Annotated in this window: 23 protein-coding genes and 1 riboswitch; of the genes, 7 read left to right on the top strand and 16 right to left on the bottom strand. The window is 41.7% G+C overall.

From position 1 onward, the window contains the following. Positions 1-89 precede the first annotated feature (89 nt). A complete protein-coding gene (locus MKY11_RS02610) occupies positions 90-695 on the top strand; it encodes a rhomboid family intramembrane serine protease (protein WP_007496491.1) in 606 nt (201 codons plus the stop codon). A gap of 56 nt (positions 696-751) precedes the next feature. Here MKY11_RS02610 and MKY11_RS02605 read toward each other — a convergent pair whose 3' ends face one another. The 7 genes from MKY11_RS02605 to MKY11_RS02575 form a co-directional block, all read right to left on the bottom strand. Beyond that, the gene (locus tag MKY11_RS02605) at positions 752-2,248 is read right to left on the bottom strand and encodes a PH domain-containing protein (protein WP_342501810.1); all 1,497 of its coding nucleotides are present in this window, start codon (positions 2,246-2,248) and stop codon (positions 752-754) included. Further along, positions 2,238-2,717 carry a PH domain-containing protein gene (locus MKY11_RS02600; RefSeq protein ID WP_008346922.1) on the bottom strand — a complete coding sequence of 160 codons (480 nt, stop codon included), beginning with the start codon at positions 2,715-2,717 and terminating at the stop codon, positions 2,238-2,240. Before MKY11_RS02600 ends, MKY11_RS02605 begins: the two co-directional genes overlap by 11 nt. Before the next feature lie 110 nt (positions 2,718-2,827). After that, positions 2,828-4,318 (bottom strand): DEAD/DEAH box helicase, encoded by a 1,491-nt coding sequence (locus MKY11_RS02595; protein ID WP_041507152.1) that lies wholly within the window; start codon positions 4,316-4,318, stop codon positions 2,828-2,830. A gap of 165 nt (positions 4,319-4,483) precedes the next feature. Then, a complete protein-coding gene (locus tag MKY11_RS02590) occupies positions 4,484-4,822 on the bottom strand; it encodes a hypothetical protein (protein WP_061418038.1) in 339 nt (112 codons plus the stop codon). 127 nt (positions 4,823-4,949) lie between these two features. Continuing rightward, the gene (locus MKY11_RS02585) at positions 4,950-5,642 is read right to left on the bottom strand and encodes an alpha/beta fold hydrolase (protein ID WP_144680395.1); all 693 of its coding nucleotides are present in this window, start codon (positions 5,640-5,642) and stop codon (positions 4,950-4,952) included. 26 nt (positions 5,643-5,668) lie between these two features. Further along, the gene (murF, locus tag MKY11_RS02580) at positions 5,669-7,033 is read right to left on the bottom strand and encodes a UDP-N-acetylmuramoyl-tripeptide--D-alanyl-D-alanine ligase (protein ID WP_024720484.1); all 1,365 of its coding nucleotides are present in this window, start codon (positions 7,031-7,033) and stop codon (positions 5,669-5,671) included. An 81-nt stretch (positions 7,034-7,114) separates the two neighbouring features. Continuing rightward, positions 7,115-8,197, bottom strand: a complete 1,083-nt coding sequence (locus MKY11_RS02575) for a D-alanine--D-alanine ligase (RefSeq protein WP_342501809.1) — start codon at positions 8,195-8,197, stop codon at positions 7,115-7,117. Between the two features lie 184 nt (positions 8,198-8,381). Here MKY11_RS02575 and MKY11_RS02570 point away from each other — a divergent pair, with 184 nt between their 5' ends. Next, positions 8,382-8,702, top strand: a complete 321-nt coding sequence (locus MKY11_RS02570) for a thioredoxin family protein (RefSeq protein ID WP_008346934.1) — start codon at positions 8,382-8,384, stop codon at positions 8,700-8,702. A gap of 339 nt (positions 8,703-9,041) precedes the next feature. After that, positions 9,042-9,191, top strand: coding sequence for a Fur-regulated basic protein FbpB (gene fbpB, locus MKY11_RS02565; protein WP_017366658.1), 150 nt, complete (start codon positions 9,042-9,044; stop codon positions 9,189-9,191). A 98-nt stretch (positions 9,192-9,289) separates the two neighbouring features. On the opposite strand, the gene MKY11_RS02560 is transcribed toward fbpB, so the two are convergent. The 8 genes from MKY11_RS02560 to MKY11_RS02525 all read right to left on the bottom strand — a co-directional run bounded on the left by MKY11_RS02560 (position 9,290) and on the right by MKY11_RS02525 (position 17,982). Continuing rightward, positions 9,290-9,625 (bottom strand): hypothetical protein, encoded by a 336-nt coding sequence (locus tag MKY11_RS02560; protein ID WP_017366657.1) that lies wholly within the window; start codon positions 9,623-9,625, stop codon positions 9,290-9,292. A 117-nt stretch (positions 9,626-9,742) separates the two neighbouring features. Beyond that, positions 9,743-10,510: an ABC transporter permease gene (locus MKY11_RS02555; protein ID WP_019744206.1), complete on the bottom strand. Its 768-nt coding sequence runs from the start codon at positions 10,508-10,510 to the stop codon at positions 9,743-9,745. Continuing rightward, positions 10,488-11,414 carry an ABC transporter ATP-binding protein gene (locus MKY11_RS02550; RefSeq protein ID WP_041092990.1) on the bottom strand — a complete coding sequence of 309 codons (927 nt, stop codon included), beginning with the start codon at positions 11,412-11,414 and terminating at the stop codon, positions 10,488-10,490. The genes MKY11_RS02555 and MKY11_RS02550 overlap by 23 nt, the downstream gene beginning before the upstream one ends. A gap of 126 nt (positions 11,415-11,540) precedes the next feature. Then, positions 11,541-12,782, bottom strand: coding sequence for a dicarboxylate/amino acid:cation symporter (locus tag MKY11_RS02545; RefSeq protein ID WP_026050049.1), 1,242 nt, complete (start codon positions 12,780-12,782; stop codon positions 11,541-11,543). A gap of 77 nt (positions 12,783-12,859) precedes the next feature. After that, a riboswitch (cyclic di-AMP (ydaO/yuaA leader) is annotated at positions 12,860-12,993 on the bottom strand. A 63-nt stretch (positions 12,994-13,056) separates the two neighbouring features. Further along, positions 13,057-14,079 carry an AI-2E family transporter gene (locus MKY11_RS02540; RefSeq protein WP_007496515.1) on the bottom strand — a complete coding sequence of 341 codons (1,023 nt, stop codon included), beginning with the start codon at positions 14,077-14,079 and terminating at the stop codon, positions 13,057-13,059. A 210-nt stretch (positions 14,080-14,289) separates the two neighbouring features. Continuing rightward, positions 14,290-15,558, bottom strand: coding sequence for a C4-dicarboxylate transporter DctP (gene dctP / locus MKY11_RS02535; RefSeq protein ID WP_007496516.1), 1,269 nt, complete (start codon positions 15,556-15,558; stop codon positions 14,290-14,292). 124 nt (positions 15,559-15,682) lie between these two features. After that, positions 15,683-16,366, bottom strand: a complete 684-nt coding sequence (locus MKY11_RS02530) for a response regulator (RefSeq protein ID WP_039166112.1) — start codon at positions 16,364-16,366, stop codon at positions 15,683-15,685. Beyond that, a complete protein-coding gene (locus MKY11_RS02525) occupies positions 16,363-17,982 on the bottom strand; it encodes a sensor histidine kinase (RefSeq protein WP_192895851.1) in 1,620 nt (539 codons plus the stop codon). Before MKY11_RS02525 ends, MKY11_RS02530 begins: the two co-directional genes overlap by 4 nt. Before the next feature lie 67 nt (positions 17,983-18,049). Between MKY11_RS02525 and MKY11_RS02520 the strand changes: the two genes are divergently transcribed. Then, complete coding sequence (locus MKY11_RS02520; RefSeq protein ID WP_041507156.1) at positions 18,050-19,147, top strand: DctP family TRAP transporter solute-binding subunit; 1,098 nt, start codon at positions 18,050-18,052, stop codon at positions 19,145-19,147. A 26-nt stretch (positions 19,148-19,173) separates the two neighbouring features. Here the strand turns inward: MKY11_RS02520 and MKY11_RS02515 are convergent, their stop codons facing one another. Then, a complete protein-coding gene (locus MKY11_RS02515) occupies positions 19,174-20,004 on the bottom strand; it encodes an EcsC family protein (RefSeq protein WP_024720476.1) in 831 nt (276 codons plus the stop codon). 156 nt (positions 20,005-20,160) lie between these two features. On the opposite strand from MKY11_RS02515, the gene MKY11_RS02510 reads away from it, so the two are divergent. From MKY11_RS02510 to MKY11_RS02500, 3 genes are all read left to right on the top strand, one after another. Further along, the gene (locus MKY11_RS02510) at positions 20,161-20,421 is read left to right on the top strand and encodes a GlsB/YeaQ/YmgE family stress response membrane protein (protein ID WP_003214275.1); all 261 of its coding nucleotides are present in this window, start codon (positions 20,161-20,163) and stop codon (positions 20,419-20,421) included. Between the two features lie 229 nt (positions 20,422-20,650). Continuing rightward, positions 20,651-21,928, top strand: a complete 1,278-nt coding sequence (locus MKY11_RS02505) for an Nramp family divalent metal transporter (protein ID WP_008346963.1) — start codon at positions 20,651-20,653, stop codon at positions 21,926-21,928. Positions 21,929-21,995: 67 nt separating this feature from the next. After that, positions 21,996-22,565 carry a GNAT family protein gene (locus MKY11_RS02500; RefSeq protein WP_008346964.1) on the top strand — a complete coding sequence of 190 codons (570 nt, stop codon included), beginning with the start codon at positions 21,996-21,998 and terminating at the stop codon, positions 22,563-22,565. The last annotated feature ends 98 nt before the right edge of the window (positions 22,566-22,663 follow it).

The raw sequence follows: 22,663 nt of genomic DNA, 5'->3' as shown, positions 1-22,663 counted from the left end.
ACCTCCTATGATACTCGTACTAATTTGGATGTTCGCTTCATAAACGTGTTACTATAAACTTACCATTATCTAGTCAAAAGGGGTTTGTTATGTTTATTCGAACGGAGAGCTTTCAACAATTTATTAGATCGTATCCAATCGTAACAGCGATCCTTGCTTTGCAAATCGGCCTATGGCTTTTATTTGCAATCCCTATTCCAATGATCCAGCTTGGGCAGGACCATCTCGTTGGTTTTAATTATGGTGTTGCAGCAGGAGAATGGTGGCGGCTTTTAACGCCTATTTTTCTTCACGGAAGTCTGACACATATTCTGTTCAATTCCATGTCGCTCTTCCTATTCGCTCCAGCACTTGAGTATTTGCTTGGAAAGGTTCGATTTCTTGTGATTTATCTGGGTGCTGGATTCATTGGCAATCTCGGAACCTATTGGGTGGAGCCTTTAGAGTACGTACATGTCGGGGCTTCTGGTGCGATATTTGGTTTATTTGGCGTCTATCTTTATCTTGTCCTATTTAAACCGCATATGATGGACCGTGGTAATTCTCAGGTCATCTTAACGATTCTCGGCGTTTCTGTCATTATGACGTTCGTCAACTCGAACATCAACATCATGGCCCACTTATTTGGATTGATAGGCGGTATGATCCTAGCACCGATCACCCTATTCTTCCATTCAAAAAAACGACGCTATTAAGCTCATAAAAAATGTCGATCACTCCGTTTAACGGGAGCTGATCGACATTTTTTGGTTTAAGTTGATTGATTCGTTTCATAGGAATACCAATCGCATACACGTGCAGCATCTTCCTCTTCAAGGTGATGCACATCAAAGGAATCAAGCAAGGCAGAGGACTTCACAAAGGTGTGAATACTTGCCACTCGCCCTTTCTTTTGAAAATAAGATTGGGTCACCGTATAGTTTTGCATTCGTTTTCTTAAAACAATTCCGGTGGTCTTGCCGATACCTCTTGTCGTTAATTGAATCAGTTGATCTTTGATCACATATCCTGATTGTTTATAGGCTAAATACCCAAAAAACAAGGCAAATGGTAATGGAATCAGCGCCAAATATCCCCATGGTGGAAAACGTACAGAAAGGATTATACCTACAAGTAATGGAACAAATCCGTAAGATATCAGATAACGTTTTAGTGAACGCTTCGGCACTTTTTTCAATTCACTTTCTGGTGCCAGCTGATATTGATCTGTAAATTGCGTTAACAATTCATTGATTTTTTTCTTCCGTATGAGTGGAAATAAGACAGAAGAAGTCTCTTTTTCTGTAATGGAACCTCCTGCGCTGACAAGCATGACCGTCGCAAAACCAAATGGTTCACGCAGAATATTTTCCTTGATTTTCACTGCTTGAATTCTCGCAAGCGGAATGGTCATTTGATGCCTTTCGATGAGTCCTCTTGTGATGATGATGTCTTTCCCTTTTCGTTTTGCGTTAAAATTCGCATATTGAAGGGCTGTTACCCCAACACTAAGAATCCACGCAATCAATACGGCAATAAATATGAGAATCGCATAAATCTCAACACTCGCATGACTTAAAAAAGAAAACCGTTTGAGGAATCCGTCCAAAGGCAAAATTTCATCTATTTGTGTGTAAATGGCGAGACACCCAGAAATAATGACGCCGATTCCGCTTGAAGTGGTCGCAGCCAAAAGCAGCTCTGGTATACCCATTCGGTAGGAAACACTGATTTCTTTTTCTACAGGCTGTTGCGCTGTCAGAGGATCAGGGAGATCTAAATTTTCATCATTCATTTCTTCTTGTTGCAAGCTTTTCTTCCGGTTGAAAATCGATTGCTTTAATTGCTCAGCTTCTGCTTTTGTAATGGCCGTCAGGCTCACTTCAGGTCCATCCGTCCCGCCTGCCGTTTCGATTTGCACCCGAACCAAACCGAAAATCCGCTGGAAGATGCCTTCACTTGTATTCACCGTTTGAATTCGTTCTAACGAGATATACTTTTTCTTTTTGGTGATGACACCTGATTCTACTCGAAATTCATCGTCTTCCATTCGATAGGTGAATCGTCTCCATGCTAAAACGGTTGAAACAGCTTTCCATAAAAGAAGCACCCCAAGAATGATGAACGCATAAAAACGAATACTTGAATTCGAGTTCACAAAAATAAGCACGAAAAAAGGGATAATGAAGTTTTTGATCATGGATACGGCATCTGATATAAAATCAATGAACATCGAGATTGGATGTACACGTTTTGGTTCAGACATCATCTTCCGTCACCCTTGCTAATCGAGATATGTAATCGCGAAGCTCATCTGCCTCTTCTAATTCCAGCGCCGGAATATCATGCACTGTCGCAGCAGTAGAAATTTGAACAGATGCCAACCGGTAGCGCCTTAAAAGCGGCCCTTGGGATGTATCCACATGCTGAACACGTACCATTGGCACAATGACACGTGTGACACGAATCAGTCCGTGCTGTATTTCAATTTCGTTCTCAAATACTTCGTAGCGCCAGATGTGATGGCGGATTTTCGGTATGAGCCAAATTCCGAAGATGACCTGTAAAATCCACAAACCGATGAGGATGGCTCCAATCCAATATGGCCATTGAAAATAATAACTAGCTACAAATACCCCAATGATGATGAATAAGAAAATCAATGAGATAATTCCATTTTGAAGACGCCATACTTTTAATCCATTTAAGCTGATTTGACGTTGCGGCTGTTTTCTCACATTCTTCCCCCATTCTCTTACTTTTCTATCAATATATTACGAAAGAAAGCCTAAAAAGTTTCAGCAAACCTGTTAAAAAAAGCGAACCCTGCAAAGGATTCGCTTTTGAATTAGTTGTTATAAGATTTCTTTTGACGACGATCGTTAGAAGAACGATTGCGGTCATTTGAAGAACGCTTTTTATCACCGTAAGATGAACGGCTTTTTCCGCGATAGCCGCCTCCGCCGCCACCGTCTCTACGTTTTGAAGAGCTGCGGTTGTTACGATTGCGTTTTGAAACCATTGGTGCTTCATCTGTCAAACGAACAGGCGTTGCATCTGGCTCTTTTGTCATCATTTTGATGGCAGCCGCAACCACTGTAACAGAATCATGATCTTCTAATAATTCAGCAGCTGCTGTCATGTAGAAGTTTAAGTTGTTTTCACTGATGATTGTGCGCAGACGATCAATGGTTACTTGTTGTTGTCCTTCGATTGCTTCATCTAGTGTTGGTTCTTTCATACGATCCATTTTACGTTTAGTCGTTTGCTCGATCGCACGAAGCATATCTTTTTCACGTGGTGTGATGAATGTCATCGCCATACCTGTACGTCCAGCACGTCCAGTACGTCCAATACGGTGTACATAGCTTTCTGGATCTTGTGGCACGTCAAAGTTATACACGTGTGTTACGCCTGAAATATCAAGTCCACGTGCTGCAACGTCTGTTGCTACAAGCACATCGATTGAACCTTCTTTGAATTTACGAAGCGCAACCATACGTTTCGCTTGAGTCAAGTCACCATGAATTCCTTCAGCTGTATAACCTCTAAGGTTCAGTGCTTCAGTCAATTCGTCAACGCGGCGCTTTGTACGGCCGAAGACAATTGAAAGCTCAGGTGATTGAATGTCAAGAAGACGAGTCAATGTATCAAACTTTTTACGTTCATGGATATCCAAGTAGAACTGCTGGATGTTAGATACAGTCATTTCTTTCGCTTTTACTTTTACATGTTCTGGGTTTGTCATGAAACGTTCTGCAATACGCTTAATTGGTGCAGGCATTGTCGCAGAGAATAAAAGTGTTTGGTGTTCACTTGGTACATTTGAAAGGATCGATTCAATGTCTTCGATGAAACCCATGTTTAGCATTTCGTCTGCTTCATCAAGCACGACTGTTTCAACATTTTGAAGACGCATTGTACGACGGTTAATGTGATCGAGTAAACGTCCTGGAGTCCCTACGATGATATGAGGATTTTTCTTGAGCGAACGGATTTGGCGACCGATATCTTGTCCACCGTAAATCGGAAGTACGCGCGCACGCTTGTCTTGGCCAATTTTGTATAGCTCTTCAGATACTTGAATCGCTAATTCTCTTGTTGGCGCAATGATAATCGCTTGGATATTTGGAGACGCTGGGTCGATTTTTTCTACAAGAGGAATACCAAACGCTGCAGTTTTTCCTGTTCCTGTTTGTGCTTGTCCAATGACATCTTTATTCTGAAGACCGAGAGGAATTGTTTCCGCTTGAATCGGTGTTGCTTCTTCAAATCCCATGCGGTTAATAGCTTTCATGAGACTTTCGCTTAATTGAAAATCTTGAAACGTTATAGTCAAATTATTCAAACTCCTTCTAATTGCTGTTTCAGTAATCTCGTGAATGATCATTAAAAACTGCCCTTTTCCGAAAGGACAGGTCCATTATATACAAAGCCCGAATTACCCTACCTTATATCTTACCATTACACTATTTGTTTTTCAACAAGACAGAAATGGATATATCTACTGCTCGACAATGACAGATTCACCTTCACTTTGATCGCCATCCATCCATTTCCACTCTTCGAACAGTTGAATTTTTCCGTTATCCAGCTGCTTAGGGGTGGAATGACACGAACCGCTTCTCATGCTGCCATCCTTGCTCACATGGTGATATCTAAAATGAAGTGTTCCGTCTTTATTCACAGTTCCTACAAGTACGCCAGATTGAATACTGCCGCCTTGATATGTGCCCGTTAATATATTCCCGTCCTGACGATATTGAAATATGGTTCCTTCCGATACTTCCCCATTGCTCGAATTAGACTGCGGGACAAAGGTTTTTCCGTCATATTGAAACAACCGAATCGACCACCTTTTCTTACCTATTGTAACATAGGCCTGTCACTCATTCGACAAAAATGATGCAATTTTTAACAAGTGGGATTCAATTTATATTAGTTTAGCCACATTTTAGCTTTTCTATAGATTAAATTGTTTTTTTTAGAAATTGTTCGACTTTCTCAAACAATTGCTGTGCACAAGGCTCATGACAAACGTGATGTTTACAATCAGGTAAATAGAACATTTCTTTCTGACGGGACGGGATTTTATGATAAATGAATTCCGCACTAGAAGCGGGGACGATCCCATCACTTTCACCTTGAACGATCAAGACAGGTAGATGAAGCTTTTCAAGAGAACCTTTCGTTTGCTTCACCAATTTCATAAATTCTACAGCAGCTGATAGCGGTGTACTCGTCAGCTTATGACGATATCGATCATACAATGGGTTCGTCTCAATCAAACCAGACAAGGATTCCTTCACCATCTGCCTTGTGTCTTGAATCATTTGTTTTGGGTTTACATATTTAGCAGCAGCACTTAACAGAACAAGACGGGCCACTGGATACTTCGCTGCTAAATATGAGGCAATCATCCCGCCCATAGAAAAGCCGATCAAATAAATGGTGTCACATGTTCGGTAAAGGGATAAGAGTTCTAATTCAGCGGTGGCAATCCACTCCTGATAGAGAATGCCTTTGAGCTGAAGTTCCTCCCCATGCCCCGGAAGCGTGACAGATTGTACCGTCCAATCTGTCGTCTGCTTTAAATATTCCGCAAGCGGCTCTACTTCATACGGGGCACCAGTAAAACCGTGTATACATAGACAGCCAATCACCCTGTCACCTTCTTTGCCGATCTGATTTATAGTGCAGTAATAACGTCTTCCAATCTCATGCCACGGGAAGCTTTGACCAGAACGACATCGTCAGGTCCTGCCACATCCGCTAGTTTTTTCTTCAGTTCTTCTTTGTCCATATAAGAAGACACGCGATCGTCTCCAAATGCTTTCTTCGCTCCTTCAGCAATGAATGCGCCAAGACGGCCAAACGTTAAAACATGATCAATAAACTCAGGCTTGATGTACTCCCCTACTTCAAAATGATAGGTCTCTTCTTCACTGCCCATCTCCAGCATATCTCCGAGAACGAGTATGCGGTTAGCAAAGCCATCCATATCTCCTACAAGATCAATCGCTGCTTTCATCGACGTAGGACTCGCATTATACGCATCGTTGATAACCGTGATGCCCTTATCTGTTTTAAACAGTTCTAAACGCATGCCTGTCAATTTCGTTTGCATCAGCCCTTGGGCAATTTGTCTTTCATTCAGACCGAAATGCTGGCCGATTGCAATAGCTGCAAGAGCATTCTTTACATTGTGTTTCCCTAATACAGGAATGAGAAACCCTTGAGCATATCCCTCCACTTGAAATTCAGTGCCTTCAGCGAGTTGGTGAATGTGAATCACCTTGATATCACAGTCCTCTGATTCTCCAAACGTTTTTACGCTGCGTGCCAGGGCATTTGCTCTTTGGCGGAGTAAAGGCTCATCTCCTAAATAATAAAAAGTCCCATCCTCTTTTAACCCTTTTGTGATCTCACATTTTGCATCTGCAATAGCTTCTCTTGATCCTAAATCCTGCATATGAGATTCTCCAATATTCGTGATGACAGCTGCATCAGGTTCAGCGAGTTTAGATAAAAATTCGATTTCTCCTTTTGCACTCATGCCCATCTCTAGTACAGCAATCTCGGTTCCTTCTGGCATCGCAAGGATGGTCAGTGGAAGTCCAATGTGATTATTAAAGTTGCCATCTGTTTTGTGGACTCTGTATGTCGTTTGTAGGACAGAATGGATCATATCTTTCGTCGTTGTTTTGCCATTACTTCCAGTAATACCGACAACTCGAGGGTTTTCCTCTTTTAAGTATGATTTTGCAAGCTGTTGGAGTGCTGTCAAAGTATCCTCTACAAGTATGACAGGTACACCGAACGGTGGATTCGCTTCTGTTTGATTCCAAAGAACCGCTGCCGCACCAAGCTCCACTGCTTTTGAAGCAAAAGTGTGACCGTTAAAATGTTCCCCAATAAGCGGGATAAATAGTGCGCCTTTTGATACTTTTCGTGTATCTGTTGTCACTCCGTGTATCTGTTCTTCGCCAAAAGCTTCATTCGATAATGTGCCACCAGCCATTTGGGCGACTTGTTTCACTGTACGTTTGATCATGTTTTTTCGCCTCTCTTTCTCATTTCACGTTTGAAGGAAAAGAGACACTACCTGTAGGATAGTGTCTGCTTGCTTCTTACATTAAAAAGTGGTTTTAATGGTTTGTTTTTCTTGATGGCGTTCAATTGCAAGTGACACCAGCTTCTCAATCAGCTCAGGATACTCTACACCAGTATGTTTCCAAAGCAGCGGGAACATACTAAAAGGTGTGAATCCTGGCATTGTATTCACTTCATTGATCAGCACTTCGCCTTCTTCTGTTAGGAAAAAATCTGCACGTACGAGGCCAGATCCATCAATGGCTTTAAATGCCTTAATCGCCATATCGTGAATCGTCTTGTACTCTTCCTCTGTCACACTCGCAGGAATGATCAAATCTGTATCGCCATCTTCATATTTTGCTTTGTAGTCATAAAAATCTGTTTTAGGTGCAATTTCACCAACGACTGAGCATTTCGGCTCGTCATTTCCTAATACACCAATTTCAATTTCTCGTCCTACAACGCCTTCTTCCACAACAACACGACGATCATATTGGAAAGCCAAATCAAATGCTGTTTGCAGCTCTTCTTTGCTGCGGCATTTACTAATTCCGACACTTGATCCCATGTTGGCAGGTTTCACAAAACAAGGATACCCGAGAACTGCTTCTACCTGTTCTAGACTGTCTGATATGGCTTTCTCATAATCCTTTTTATTGAAGGAAAGATGCTTTGCCTGCGCAAGCCCAGCTTGAGCAAACACATCTTTCATCATGACTTTATCCATACCCGCAGCAGACGCGAGAACGCCGTTACCGACATACGGGATATTCATTAGTTCAAGTAACCCTTGCATGGTCCCATCTTCACCATTTGGCCCATGTAGCAATGGAAAGACAACATCAATCTTTTCATCAGCAGATGCAGGTTGTGGAAACATGCTTTCATTTAAAGAAGTTGGTAAAAACGTCTTTGCATTTTGTTCAAATTGAAGCATTTTGACGTTTGATACTGGTTCAGTGAGTTTTTCTCCTCTTAGCCATTCGCCCTCTTCTGTAATATAAATTGGATGTATATCGAACTTCTCAGTGCTAAGTGCTTTCGTAACTGCAAGGGCTGTTTGCAGTGATACATTATGTTCGGCTGACTTTCCGCCGTAAACCAATCCTAAACTTATTTTCAATGGATACTCCCCCCACTAAAATTCATCTTTACTATCTTATCACTTTCAAGCAAAAATGCTCTAATTAATTTTTGTTGTTACGGAATTGAAATGATTTGTAAAGGTTGTAAGCGCCCCCCGAGCATTTGTATGTCATTCGCCTTTATTTTATATTAAAATGACATTGAAAAGGAGTTGTGACAAATTGAAAAAAATTACAAGCACTGAACAATTCAACGAAATCATTCAATCAGACAAAGAGGTCATCGTTAAATTCTTTGCGACATGGTGCCCTGATTGCACTAGAATGGACATGTTCATTCCAGACATCTTAGAGGCTTATGCTCAGAATGAATGGTTTGAAATAAACAAAGACGACTTTCCTGAGTTAGCGGAAACATATCAGGTCATGGGAATTCCTAGCCTGTTAATTTTCAAAAATGGCGAAAAAACAGGTCATTTACACAGTGCCAACGCTAAATCACCTGAAGAAGTCACAGAGTTTCTTCAAGAACACGTTTCATAACTCATTAGAATGGAGACATCAGCCAACTCATGCTGGTGTCTTTTTTTATATCCTTTTAAATCAAATCTCTTCATAAGACGAGATGTGCGGCTAAAATGTTTCAACATCGGCAGGAATGTTTGATCTGATTTCATGACAAGGTTTGACAGCGGATTATTTCCTGGGAAAGAATTCATCGTCGATATGGATCGGAATATGTCGGTTACGTGAATTTTCTGAATTGAATCTTTACTTATGACATTCTGCTTTGTATAATGGAGTTGCTAATTGAAAATGATTATCAATTTCATCTGTGTGAAATCTTATAGAGTCCATTCTACCAAAGGAGCGTTGAGTTACATGTCTAAGAAGAAAATCAAAACGTATCAGCAATTGATTGAAGAAAACAAGGAAGCGATCATGCGAGACCCTAAGATGATGGAAAGTATATACGCAACCATCGACAAAAAGCACCAGAAGCAGCTTGCCGCTGCTGGACGTGAATCATAAACACAAGAAGAGCAGTCAAACAGATGGCTGCTTTTTTATTTGCCTGAAGAAAAGAAAAAGCCGATAAAATCTATTCTTCGATTTTATCGGCTTTTGTTTTAATGTGATTTCGCTACACGGTCTTGCTTCATTCCTAAATAGATGAGCATATATGTTAGATAACCCATTGTCATCGTTAAACCACCGAAGAAGAATTGTGAAAACACGGGTTCTTCAAATGTCGTAACGGCAGCAAGAACGATCCAGCTCGCATATAAATAGACCATGAACCATTTCATGTTTCTTTTAAGTGTATACAGAAAGAAAAGACCCGCTAATGAAAAGATCCCTAGCGCTAGTCTGAAATAAACAAGATGATCAAACTGGAAGGCAAAAGACACAAACGAAAACGACAACAGCAACAAAATAGGTAAAGCCGTAATAAAATTTTTCACGATAGTGCCACCTCCATGACTCTGTCTTATTATAAGACAAAACCAGCCGGTTATCGTGAAATACAGACTCGTTTTCACAAAGATGTCACGAATTTTTCTTGTTATTTGACACAATTTTTACACATTTACATCACGCTTCCAAAAAAGGAGCCAAGCAGCACCAACAAAGAAAACGAAATGCGCCCCTACAATGAATAGCGAAAACAGAGGGCTCATGCCCTGAAAGAGCGGCGGACCTTGAAAACTGTATTGTGTGAAGTCCGTATTAGCGAAAAGTAGAATTTTCCCCCACTGATTTTCTAACAGAGACATGATCGACACTAATGATTTCGCCGCGTATAAGACGAAAAATGAAGTCACAAGTGCAATCAGACTGTTTCTAAACAAACTTGAGCACAGAAAAGCAAAGCTTGCCATCATGACCACTTCCACCCACTGTGATCCAATCACAGCAAATGTGTGCAGAAATAACCGCCCAGTGCTTTCATCAAAATCAGTACCAAAGAAAATAAGGCCAAAAAGAAAAGCGAACACATAATAAAAAACAAACAGGTAAAGGACCATCAGCACAAGAGTGATGTATTTTGACAAGAAAATATGAAGCCTTGTCTTTGGCCGGATCAACAAGAACTTGATGGTTCTTTTTTGAAACTCTGTTGAGATCAATGTGGCGCCAATCACGACAGCGAACACTTGTAAAATAAACACAACATTCGTGGAATAAGCAAAATAGTTCGCGACTGTATCTTGCCCGCCAAGCCCGGAAATGACTCGTTTCAATGTTAGAGCCATCGTCAATTGAAAGACAACAATCAGTCCAAGTGCAATGAATGTGATCTTTTGTCTCGTGATTTTTTTATGTTCATTCTTGATGAGTTGAAGCATCTGCCGTCCCGCCTTCCGTCCATTTCATAAAGGCCTCTTCAATTGATTGTTTTTGAGGCGTCATTTCAAGTACATCAAATTCTGCTAAGACAAGCTGTTTATTCAGCTCCGGCACACGGTCTTTATTCAGTTGAACCAGCACATGCTGATCCCTTTGTTCATATGTATATCCTTGCGTATCTAGCCATGAAACTGCCTTTTCTACTGGCTGAATATTCATCAGCACCTGCTCTTTTCCTTCCATGTCGCGAAGGTTTGTATTGGCTTTGATCTGTCCTTTTTGGATGATGATCATGCGGTCACAAAGCTCTTCTACTTCATGCAAAAGATGTGTAGCAAATAACACAGAGACACCTTCTTCTTGTACAAGCATTTGCAAGTGCTCTCGAAACTCCTTCATTCCTGCGGGATCAAGCCCATTTGTTGGTTCATCTAAAATGAGCAGATTGGGCTTATGCAAAATGGCTTGTGCAATCCCGAGCCTTTGTTTCATCCCTAGTGAATACGTTTTGACCTTCTGGTGAATGGCGTGCTCCAGACGAACTCTTTTTACCACTTCAAAAATGCGCTCTTCTGAAACTCCATCATGCATAGACGCATACAGCTCAAGGTTTTCAAAACCTGTTAAATATGAATAAAATTCCGGATTTTCTATGATCGCCCCAACAGATGACATCGCCTTTAGATGATCATCATCTTGAGAATATCCATTAATGATGATCCGGCCGTTGTTTTTTTTCATCAAGCCAACAATCAATCGAATCAAGGTCGTTTTTCCAGACCCATTTGGTCCAAGTAAACCGACAATTTCCCCTTGCCTAATGTCCATCGAAATATGTTGTAAAATTTGATGCCGGCCAATTTGTTTATCGACGTTCTCTATGTGTAAAACAGCAGACTGCAAAGTGGTTCCTCCTTCTGATGTAAAACCTATGGCGGCAGTTACGGCCGCTCATCCTGTAAAAAGTATATCACGCTAGACAAGACGTTCCACGAAAAAAAGGGCTGATCCAGTCAGCCCTTCTTGTTGTTACAGTGATAAATTAGGTGTTGGTGCTTCCTTCTCATGTTTCTTCTCGGTTTCAGAAACAATCACCGCACATGCTGCGTCACCTGTAATATTGACCACGGTTCTTGCCATGTCTAATAAGCGGTCTATGCCAAGGATCAGCGCAATGCCCTCAACAGGAAGATTCACGGAATTTAAAACCATGGCTAGCATGATGAGCCCTACCCCTGGGACACCTGCTGTGCCAATACTTGCTAGTACTGCCGTTAAGACAACTGTCAGCATTTGAACAAGGGTTAATTCAACTCCATACACTTGTGCGATAAAAATAGTCGCAACCCCTTGCATGATCGCTGTACCATCCATATTAATGGTCGCACCTAGCGGCTGCACAAAGCTTGAAATAGGTTCTGGCACCTTTAAGCGCTTTTGAGCTGTTTCCATTGATACTGGCAGCACTGCGTTACTGCTTGATGTACTAAATGCCACAACCATCGCTGGAGAAAATCCTTTGAAGAATGCCATTGGATTTCGTTTAGCTAATAGGGCAACGGTTGACCCATAGGTCAGGAAGAAATGCAAGATCAGCGCAATTAAGACGACTGAGAAGTAAAGTCCCATCGCTTTCATGGCATCGAGCCCCTGACTGCCAATCGCCGTTGCGATCAAACCGAATGTCCCGTACGGTGCGAATTTCATCACAACACCGACAAGATACATCATTAATTCATTTCCTTGTTCAAACAGCTTCAGCAAACCTTCTGTTTTTTTACCGAGCAAGGCAATGCCAAGACCTAAAAATACACAGAAGACGATAATTTGAAGCATATTTCCTTCAACTAGAGATTGGACTGGATTGGTTGGAATAATATTGAGTAGTGTGTCTGCCATTGATGGGGCTTCCTCAGCGGAATATTCTGCCGCTTTCGTATCAAAATTGCCAAATGTGCCTGGCTTAATAAGTAAGGCCAATGAAATGCCAATAATGATGGCAAAAGTCGTAGTGAGTAGAAAGTAAGTAATGGTTTTTACGCCGATTCTGCCAAGTTTTTTCGGATCGCCAAGGCCTGCTACACCAAGTGTGATCGAAAAGAAGACAATCGGTACAACTAACATTTTTATCAGGTTTAAGAAGATTTGACCTAGAGGTGTAAATAGATAAGGGTCTAACACTTTGAATACATTTGGAGCAAAAATGTTGAGCAGTAGTCCTGTGATTGCACCTACAATTAAAGCAATAATAATTTTCGTCGCAAGCTTCAATAAAATCTCCCCTTCCTCGTCAAAAAGGCCCACGAGAGAGTCTTCTCGTGGGCCTGCGTGTCCATACGTGTACCACTGTCTACTCTCTTCACGCTGATGAGGTTAGCTGACGGGTTAGGACGAAGAGATGTCCTTTTTTCTTAAATAAGAAAAATTCACCCCAAAAACTTGGGTCCCCCATTCCTTTAGAAGGATTAAGCGTGTGGTAATATGATATTTTCATACTATTTATACCTTATTTTTAGAAAATTGTAAACAGGTTCATATGAACTTTTTAATTACTTTCTTCCTTATTCGTGACCTCCAAGATATCTAAGATAAACACAAAGATTGGGATGCCGATAATCAGTCCCCAAATGCCAATATAGTGTTCAGAAAAGATCAGGACAATAAACGTGAAGAAAATAGGGAGCTCTGTTTTAGCTGACATGAGCTTCGGATTTAAGAAGTAGGCTTCAATGGCATGGATGATCACGATCACCAGCACAATATATAGGACGTACATTCCGCCTCCAAGTGTATACGCAATGATGCTGAGTGGAACGAGGGAGATGACCACACCCGCTACCGGAATTAAACCTAACAAGAAGACCATGACCGCTAATCCAAATAATTGCGGAAAGCCCATAATGCCAAGCGCAATTGTCGTTAAGACACAGTTAACTGTTGCAATGATGAACTGTGCTTCAAGTACCTTACCAAATGTTCTGGAAAACTTACGTCCAAAGAAGGCAATTTCATGATAGAACACGGAGATTTTACTCGTTTTGAACTTATTCATGAATTGAATGAGGCGTTCCTTTTCGAACAGGAAGAACATGCTTAATATTAAGGACATAATGACCTGGATACTGAACGTGCTGAAATCTGTTAAGTATGTATAGAGGAAATTAAACCCTTTCTCGAAGAAAGAAGATATTTTGAAATCTCCGAACACATTGGTGACGACGTCAAAGAAGGGTAAATCTTGTGGATGATCTGCAATCTTTTTCCCTAAATGAAATAACTGTTCCACCTGTTTAGCAATGATGGGCACAAACACAAAGCCGCCAAACGTCAATCCACCAGCTAGAAGGATGTACAAAATGGTGATGACTGATTTCTGTCCTATTTTCAGGAAGCGATTTAAAAAGCCTCTTATGACCTCTTCTAACCGGTTCATTAAAAAAGTGAAAATGAAGGTCAGGAGGATTAAATTCATCATTCCTCTTAATAGATATAATGCTGTGGCTAATACTACAAATACTGAAAACCTCTTGACACCAGGTTTTTCGAACAATTTAAAAAATGCCGCCATACGTTACACACCTGCCAGGACTAAAGTCTATTTTTCGTTGGATCTCCTATTCATTATATCGGATCTTTCTGTAAATTATATAACAAAAGGTCAATGAGGTCTTACGATTCGTCCTAAATTAATCAAGCTTTTATGTTTTTTCTTTTTTTACACAAGAAAAAACCGAACCCCATGTAGAACATAAGGTTTCGGTTTTTAGTTGTTTTTATACTAAACAGCCTGCTTGATATTTCGCATTTCCTGTAGCGCTGTTTTACTCTTCGCTTCGTCAAATTCCCCTTCACTTTTCGCTACAACAATTGTAGCAATTCCATTTCCAATCAGGTTCGTAATCGCTCTTCCTTCACTCATGAAACGGTCGACCCCTAATAGCAGTGCAAGACCTTCTAGCGGGATAACCTGAAGTGCAGCAAGTGTAGAAGCCAGCACGATAAATCCGCTTCCTGTGACTCCAGCTGCTCCCTTTGATGTGAGCATCAGAACAAGGATAATCGTGATCTGCTGTCCGATGGATAGATCCACCCCAAACACTTGCGCTAAGAAGACCACGGCCATGGACAAGTAGATTGAGGTTCCATCTAAGTTAAAAGAATAGCCTGTCGGAATGACAAGTCCAACGACCGACTTAGAGCACCCGTAGCGTTCCATTTTATCCATCATTCTTGGCAAGACAGATTCTGAAGAACTTGTGCCAAGAACAATTAAAATTTCATCTTTGATAAAACGGAGGTAACCGAACAGGCTGAAGCCATACATTTTACAAATGATGTTCAGCACGACGAAAATAAACAGGAACATCGTCATATAAACGGAAAGCATCAGACTAGCCAGTGGTTTAATTGAAGCTAAACCGAAGTGTCCGATTGTATAAGCCATTGCTCCAAATGCCCCTAATGGCGCGGCACGCATGATGTAACCAATGATTTTAAAGAAGACAAGCGACAGTTTATCAAGCCATTCGATGATGCCTTTCCCCTTCTCGCCAAGTGCAGCGAGCGCAACACCGAATAAAATAGAGAAGAATAAGACCTGTAAAATATCTCCCTTTGCAAAGGCATCTACCATGTTAGATGGCACAATGTGTGTGACAAACTCCATCCAGTCGATACCCTGTCCCCCATTTTGGGTATATTGCGAGACATCCCCTTTTTCAAGCTTACTATAGTCAAGACCTGCTCCCGGCTTCATGATATTGACCACGAACAGTCCGATGACAAGCGCAAGCGTCGTCACAACTTCAAAATAGATAAAAGCTTTTCCCCCAACTTTTCCAACCTTTTTCATATCCCCCATCTTGGCAATCCCAAGTACGATGGTTAAGAAAATAATGGGTGCAATGACCATTTTCACTGCATTAATAAATGTGTCACCAAGCGGCTTCATTTCTTTCCCGACGTTTGGCCAAACCATCCCAACAATGATCCCGATAATGACAGCTGCAATGACCTGAAATGTCAGGTTCTTCAATAGCCTCTTCATAAAAAATCAACTCCCTCACCCTTTGATGTAAACGCTTAACTGTTATCTGTAGGTAAATGATAGCGATTTCATCAAAGGCTGTGAAGCTTATGGACATATCGTACATTTTGGTCTTTTTGGTCTCTTAGTCAGAATGTACGATATATTTATTCACAGGGCGTCCGACCCCGCCATATTGCATATCTAATTTCAGCTCGCCTTCTTTTACAAGGAAGTCTAAATAACGGCGTGCCGTGACACGTGCAATCCCAAGTGCATTGGCGACTTCCTCTGCAGACTGCGCTCCTTCTTGCAGACGCATATAGGCTTTAATTTCATTCATCGTATGCACATTCAGCCCCTTAGGAAGCCATGTCTCTTCCTGCTTAACCGCAGGCTTTCGTATGATATCATCGAGCATTTCTTGAGAAAATTCTGCTGCGGTACGAATTTTTGATTTGAACGCTTTATAGCTTTCAAGAGATTCTTTCATCCGTTCAAACTTAAATGGCTTAATAATATAATCTCGGGCACCATTTTGAAGCATGGTGCCGATCGTCTCTTTGTCCTTTGCTGCCGAAATAACAATCACATCCACCTGCATCTTTTGCTTTCTGATGTCTTGCAGTGTTTTGACGCCATCTTTTTTAGGCATATACACATCGAGCACCACAAGATCTGGGCGAATGTCTTTGATGAGTTGGATGCCCTGCTCGCCATTTCCTGCTACAGCCGCAACTTGAAAGCCAGGGACACTCTTAATGAACTCTTTATTGACTTCTTGCACCATCGGGTCATCTTCAATTAATAGCACCTTAATCTGAGTCATCTGTCTCTCTCCTCTATTGTCATTGGGAATTCGATTGAGAAGGTGGTACCAATGCCGATGCTTGATGTGACTTCTACATTTCCCATCCCTTTGTCGATAATCGTTTTTACAATATACAGTCCGTAGCCTGTTCCGCCTTCTTTACCGTGAGTAAAGCCTTTGTCGAAAATATGAGGAATCATGTCCTCTTCTATTCCAGATCCATAATCTTCAATTAAGATCGCAAGGACATCCTCTGTTTGATCAATACTAATAGAAATGAGTTTTGTGTCTCTTTCTACAGTATCATACGCGGCAAAGGCGTTCTCGATCAGGTTGCCAAGTAGCTTCGTCATATCATGCTGATCCAGCCGCTCTGGGAAATCGCGCAGACTGCTATTTTCATCTACTTCAACTTTTATGCCTAGCTCCTTGCCCCTTCTTATCTTGCTCATCAATAAGCCTGCCACTGCGTCATGCTGTATTACACGGTGGAGAAAGTCCGTCACATGCTCCTGTTCTTCGGTCGTTTGAAACGCTAAATCGAGTGCTTGATCGGCTTTCCCCAGCTGAATTAATCCCGCAATTGTATGAAGCTTATTCATATGTTCATGATTTTGCACCCGTAGGCCATCAACGAAGTTCTTCACCCCGGTTAATTCCTCCGCCAATTTGGCCGCCTCTGTCCGGTCCTGAAAAATCGCAACCGCTCCGATGATTTTCTTTTTCATCACAATCGGAATTCGGCTGCTCATGATCCGCTTTCCGCTCATATGAATTTCTTCATTGTAGACGGGTTCTGCGCGGTCAATGATTTCTGGAAGCCTTGTATCTGACAGCACATCCCAAATATTTCGGCCCACTACATCACCTGTCACGCTGAAAATTTGCTTTGCTTTTTCATTAAAAATGGTGATCATGTGCTGGTTATCAATGGCAATGACCCCTTCATTAATGGAATGAAAGGTAGCGGTGCGCTCCTCTAGCATTCTGACAATCTCATGCGGCTCCAGCTTAAACATTTGCTGTTTAATATGACGGGCGAGCAAAAATGAACCGACAAGCCCGAAGCTGAGCGTCAGCAAAAGGATCATGAGGATATCCTGCTTCATTTCTCCTAATATATCTGCCATACTCGGCAATGTTCTTCCGACTAGTACAACCCCTGTTTGGTTAAATTTTTCATCTTTTACTGGATAAAAGGCTCTAATGGCTGTGCCAAGCTCTCCCTGTGCTTCTGAGAAATAGATATGCTCTGCAAAAGCAGGTTCTTCATCTGTCCCCTCAGAGCGCTGGCCAATCCTTGTTTTCACTGGATGTGTCAATCGCACGTGATCCATATCCATGACAACAATGTAGTCAGCATCTTGGATAATCCGAATCTCTTCAATGGCATGCTGTAACCGCCCACGCTCCTTTGTCTGATCATCCAATGCCTGCTTTACCTCATTCATCTCAGCTACTGTTCTTGCCGTGTTCATGAGCCTTTTTCGAAGTTCTCGTTCCTCTGTTTGCTGAATTCCCCCGACTAGAACAATTCCTCCAATTAAAAGGGCAAAAATGACAACGAAATATGTGAGGATGGTGAGCTTCCATCTAATAGATAATTGTTGTAATTTTAGTCGATTTCTCATCATTTTTTCACCTGTATCTTTACGAATTCTTCCTCTGTCAAGTATCCTTGACATAAGGGGGATCTGACGCATGAAGAATTTACTCGCCTATACGCTATTGCTCATCATCGGTTTTGTAACCGCTTTATACTTTGGTTTTTATCATATGATGCCTAAATCAGCGACGATCTTCGACGATGAACAGACTGGGCTGAAGGATCAGCTTGTGTTCAAATTCAGCCATGTTGTCGCAGATAATACCCCAAAAGGGCTGGCTGCAAAGAAATTTGCTGAGCTTGTTCATGAAAAATCCGACGGCAGGATCAGCATTCAAATCTTTTCAAACGGGAGTCTTTATTCTGATATTGAAGAAATTAATGCACTAAAAGAGAATCAAGTTCAATTTATTGCTCCGTCTACGTCAAAGCTCGGCATGCTGTCCCCTGAATGGCTGGCACTTGATCTGCCCTTTGCCTTTTCTAACTACGATGCTGTCCAAGAAGGGTTACATGGTGCGATTGGACAGAGACTGTTCGGCACACTGCAAAAAGACGGACTAAAGGGAATGGCCTACTGGACAAATGGCTTTAAGCAAATCACTTCGAATAAAGGCCCAATCAAGCAGCCTAGTGATTTAAAAAAACAATCTCTCCGTATTATGCAAAGTGACATGATTGAAAAGCAATTCAAGCTTCTTGGCGCAAAACCCTATCAGGAATCGTTTAATTCAACATTTCAGCTGCTAGAAACAAAAAAAGTAGACGGTGAAGAAAATACAATTTCAAATATTTATTCAAAAAAATTCTATCATATACAAGACTATATGACGATCAGTAATCACGGGTATTTAGGGTATGTCGTCTTAACAGATCAATCCTTTTTTGATCGTCAAACACCTGAGACGAAGCGAATTTTACTCGAAGCGATGGAAGAAACAACGGCATGGAACGAAAAACATGCCGAACAAATGAATAAGGATCAGCTGGAGGATATTAAACGCGAATCTCCAATTGCCATACACAAATTAACACCAGCAGAGCGGAAAAAATGGATGAAGGCGCTCGATCCTTTGTATGATGAAGCAGAAAGGATTATCGGTCCCACCTTGATCAAACAAATCCGCGAGCTCCGGGCACGCTATGAATATTCTCCGATTCAAGCGTTTGAAGAAGATGTTGAGACCAAATAAAAAATCCCTTTTAGAGAGGGATTTTTTTATGCGCCGGAGTCACGCTGTTCTTGCTGAGCGAGCTCCTCTAATCTTGTTAATATTCTGCGCTTTCGATATTGCATGATGCCTGTTTCGGCAATTCCTTTTAACTGTGAGCGGTTGGACGCTGCACCAAACAAAATCCCCGCAATTGGGACAAGTTGAAACAGCTTCTTCCAGCCAAACGAATCACGGTAGTTATATACGACCTCACGCCATCCTTGAATTTGAGAGATCATGTTTTCGTGCTTCCCTTCTGATGCATGATAGCTCTTCAGCTCTTTTAATATTGATTTTTTCCCAACAACGTCAGCAGAATTCAACTGTAAACATTTAATGATAAAGACTCGTTCTTCTTTATTTTTCGGATCATAGCCATAGGTGACGGCGATATCCTGTAATGTTTTTAAAGAGAGACCGAGGACAGCCGGGATATCTGCCGCTAATGTAAACATACCTCCGACACCTGTTGTCGCACCTTGCACAGTGGCGAGGTTTGTTCGGTTTTTCCCCATCTGATCACTAATGGCATCCATGACCTCGATCGGAGCCGCCTCAATATCTTCAATACGCTGAATCGATTCATCGGCACATTTCTTTTGAAATTGATGAATAATGCCTTTCTCTGACGTCAAATAGACACCGCCTGATTGAATGTAGTGCCCCATCTCATCTAATAACACACCGATTTTCTTTTGAATAAAGGCAGGGGTCAGCTTGTCCAGCATTTGAAATGGAAGCCGGCTGAGTTTCTCCCAAAACCATACCTTTTGCTGGTCTTTCTCCCATTTTTCAATCTCTTTTAATTGTGCTTTTAGCCACTCTCTTTCCTCCATGCCATTTGCCTCCTTAGATGCCGTTCAAGTATATGTCTGTTATTATACACAATCCTTGTCCATCATACGTATCGAACATTGAAGCGGTTCCGAAAGGTTTTAATCTCTTTTAAAACGGTTATTGCTTAGTAAACAAACAAAAGAGGAGTGATCAACATGTTAGGATTTCTGATTTCATTAGTTGTGGCGATTGTCATTGGTCTCATTGGGAGTGCACTCGCTGGAGGCAGTGTACCAGGAGGCTGGATCGGTTCAATGATTGCTGGGCTTGCAGGTGCTTGGATTGGTCATGGATTACTTGGAACGTGGGGTCCTAGTCTGGCAGGATTTGCGATCATTCCAGCGATCTTAGGAGCAGCCATTTTCGTCATTATTTTAAGCTTGATCTTCCGCAGCGTTGGATCAAGGGTTTCTTAAAAAACGATACAAAAGAAGAGGAAGCAGAGGATGCACCGCCTAAGATAAGAGGCGGTGTTTTTTATGTGTTGATTGACAAGGTATCTATTTTTTTCACTTACATATGATAAACAAACCTATTAGTTCAGATAGTTGACTTTTCATGAAGATGGGCATATGATGATTAAAAATTGCATCGAGGAAACTTTTTGTGCCAAAGCAAAACTTTGTAGAATCTAGGTGATGACATATGACAAACAAATACATCGAGGCACAAGCCCACATGTCAGTGGCAGCGGAGCGTGCACTTGAAGGAAAGGTGAAGGGATTTAGAAGGCTCCTTCCTTTTCTCGGGCCTGCTTTTATCGCCGCCATTGCCTATATTGATCCAGGAAACTTTGCGACCAACATTGCAGCTGGCTCGAAATATGGCTACCTTCTGTTATGGGTCATTCTCATATCCAATCTCATGGCCTTACTCATCCAGTCTTTGTCTGCAAAGCTTGGAATCGCAACAGGGAAAAATTTACCTGAAATTGCTCGAGAAGAGTTTCCAAAACCAGTCTCGATTGGTTTATGGATTCAGGGCGAACTCGTCATTATCGCCACAGATTTAGCCGAATTTATCGGGGCTGCCCTTGGTTTATACTTACTCTTTCGTATCCCGCTGCTTGAAGCATCGATTATTGCAGCGATCGGTTCTTTTGCCATTTTAGAGCTCCAAAGACGAGGTTATCGAGCGTTAGAAGCAGGAATTACCGGCATGCTGTTTGTTGTCGTGATTGCTTTCGCTGTACAAACCTTTGTGGCTAAACCTGATCTTGCAAGTGTCGCCGGTGGACTGTTCATTCCAAGGTTTGAAGGGACAGACAGCGTACTGCTTGCCGCTGGTATTTTAGGCGCTACGGTGATGCCGCATGCGATCTATCTCCATTCAGCCTTAACGCAAAGAAGAGTCGTCGGCAGAACGGAAAAAGAGAAAAAGCTGATTTTTCGTTTTGAGTTTTTAGACATCCTCATTGCGATGGTAGTTGCTGGCGCCATCAATGCCAGCATGTTGATTGTAGCAGCTGCTTTATTTTTTAAAAATGGTCTTTTTGTTGAGGATTTAGATGTAGCATTTCAGCATTTTGGAACTCTCGCAGGTCCTGTATCAGCGATCTTATTTGGTGTAGGTCTGCTTGTAGCCGGACTTTCCAGTTCTTCTGTCGGTACACTGTCAGGCGATATTATTATGCAAGGTTTTATTCAGTACCGAATTCCGCTGTATGTCCGCCGGCTGATTACCATCATTCCCCCTATTGCGATCATTGCATCTGGGGTCAATCCGACATCTGCGCTTGTGATGAGTCAAGTGGTCTTATCATTTGGAATTGCGTTTGCTTTAATTCCACTCATTTTGTTTACAAGTAAAAAACGAATTATGGGCGATTTGACGAATGCTCGCTGGGTAACCGGAATATCTTGGGTGATAGCAGCTCTTGTTGTCGCACTTAATCTGTTTTTAATTGTGGATACGTTTATGTAAAAGACAGTGATCATGCTGTCTTTTATATCGGGTTGTGGTAGAATTTCCCTTGAGAGGATGTGATCACATGTTTTTTTATCAGGATCAAGATCTATCCATGCGGCTGCTTGAACCAAGAGACGCGAGAAGTCTGTATCTGCTCATCCAACGCTCAAGAGAGCACTTACGTGAATGGATGCTATGGGTCGATTCGACGCAGACAGAAGAAGACAGCATGGCGTTTATTCAAGGTGCCATGCAGCAAGCTTTGCAAAACAATGGTTTTCAGGCTGGAATCTGGTCACATGGTGAACTCGTTGGTATCATTGGCACCCACCAAATTCATTGGATTAATCGGACGGTTTCCATTGGCTATTGGCTCGGGGAAGGCTATCAAGGAAAAGGCATCATGACAAAAGCATGCAAAGCGGTCATTCACTATTTATTTGAAGAGTGCGGTCTGCATCGCATTGAAATAAGGGCCGCTGTTGATAATCAAAAAAGCAGACGCATCGCAGAGCGTTTATCTTTTTCACTTGAAGGCATATTAAGACAATGTGAATGGCTGGGCGACCACTTTGCCGATCACTGTGTGTACGCACTTTTACAGCCTGAATATATGAAACAAAAAACGAATTCGATCAATCAGCCCACTTAATTGTGTCGATTGCATGAACTATTTTACAAAGTGAAGCTTTGTAGTATCCGTTGTGATTGGCATCTGATAAAATAGAAGGAAAAATCGAGGTATGATGT

The organism is Bacillus sp. FSL W7-1085 (assembly GCF_038595035.1).
Taxonomy (GTDB): domain Bacteria; phylum Bacillota; class Bacilli; order Bacillales; family Bacillaceae; genus Bacillus; species Bacillus altitudinis.
This window is presented reverse-complemented; position numbering and strand designations above follow the sequence as displayed.

Coding starts and splice junctions, on each gene's coding strand:
- MKY11_RS02610 (WP_007496491.1), top strand. CDS start 90: ATGTTTATTCGAACGGAGAGCTTTCAACAATTTATTAGATCGTATCCA.
- MKY11_RS02605 (WP_342501810.1), bottom strand. CDS start 2,248: ATGATGTCTGAACCAAAACGTGTACATCCAATCTCGATGTTCATTGAT.
- murF (WP_024720484.1), bottom strand. CDS start 7,033: ATGATCAAACGTACAGTGAAACAAGTCGCCCAAATGGCTGGTGGCACA.
- fbpB (WP_017366658.1), top strand. CDS start 9,042: ATGTCTAAGAAGAAAATCAAAACGTATCAGCAATTGATTGAAGAAAAC.
- MKY11_RS02555 (WP_019744206.1), bottom strand. CDS start 10,510: ATGCTTCAACTCATCAAGAATGAACATAAAAAAATCACGAGACAAAAG.
- MKY11_RS02540 (WP_007496515.1), bottom strand. CDS start 14,079: ATGGCGGCATTTTTTAAATTGTTCGAAAAACCTGGTGTCAAGAGGTTT.
- dctP (WP_007496516.1), bottom strand. CDS start 15,558: ATGAAGAGGCTATTGAAGAACCTGACATTTCAGGTCATTGCAGCTGTC.
- MKY11_RS02530 (WP_039166112.1), bottom strand. CDS start 16,366: ATGACTCAGATTAAGGTGCTATTAATTGAAGATGACCCGATGGTGCAA.
- MKY11_RS02525 (WP_192895851.1), bottom strand. CDS start 17,982: ATGATGAGAAATCGACTAAAATTACAACAATTATCTATTAGATGGAAG.
- MKY11_RS02520 (WP_041507156.1), top strand. CDS start 18,050: ATGAAGAATTTACTCGCCTATACGCTATTGCTCATCATCGGTTTTGTA.
- MKY11_RS02515 (WP_024720476.1), bottom strand. CDS start 20,004: ATGGAGGAAAGAGAGTGGCTAAAAGCACAATTAAAAGAGATTGAAAAA.
- MKY11_RS02510 (WP_003214275.1), top strand. CDS start 20,161: ATGTTAGGATTTCTGATTTCATTAGTTGTGGCGATTGTCATTGGTCTC.
- MKY11_RS02505 (WP_008346963.1), top strand. CDS start 20,651: ATGACAAACAAATACATCGAGGCACAAGCCCACATGTCAGTGGCAGCG.
- MKY11_RS02500 (WP_008346964.1), top strand. CDS start 21,996: ATGTTTTTTTATCAGGATCAAGATCTATCCATGCGGCTGCTTGAACCA.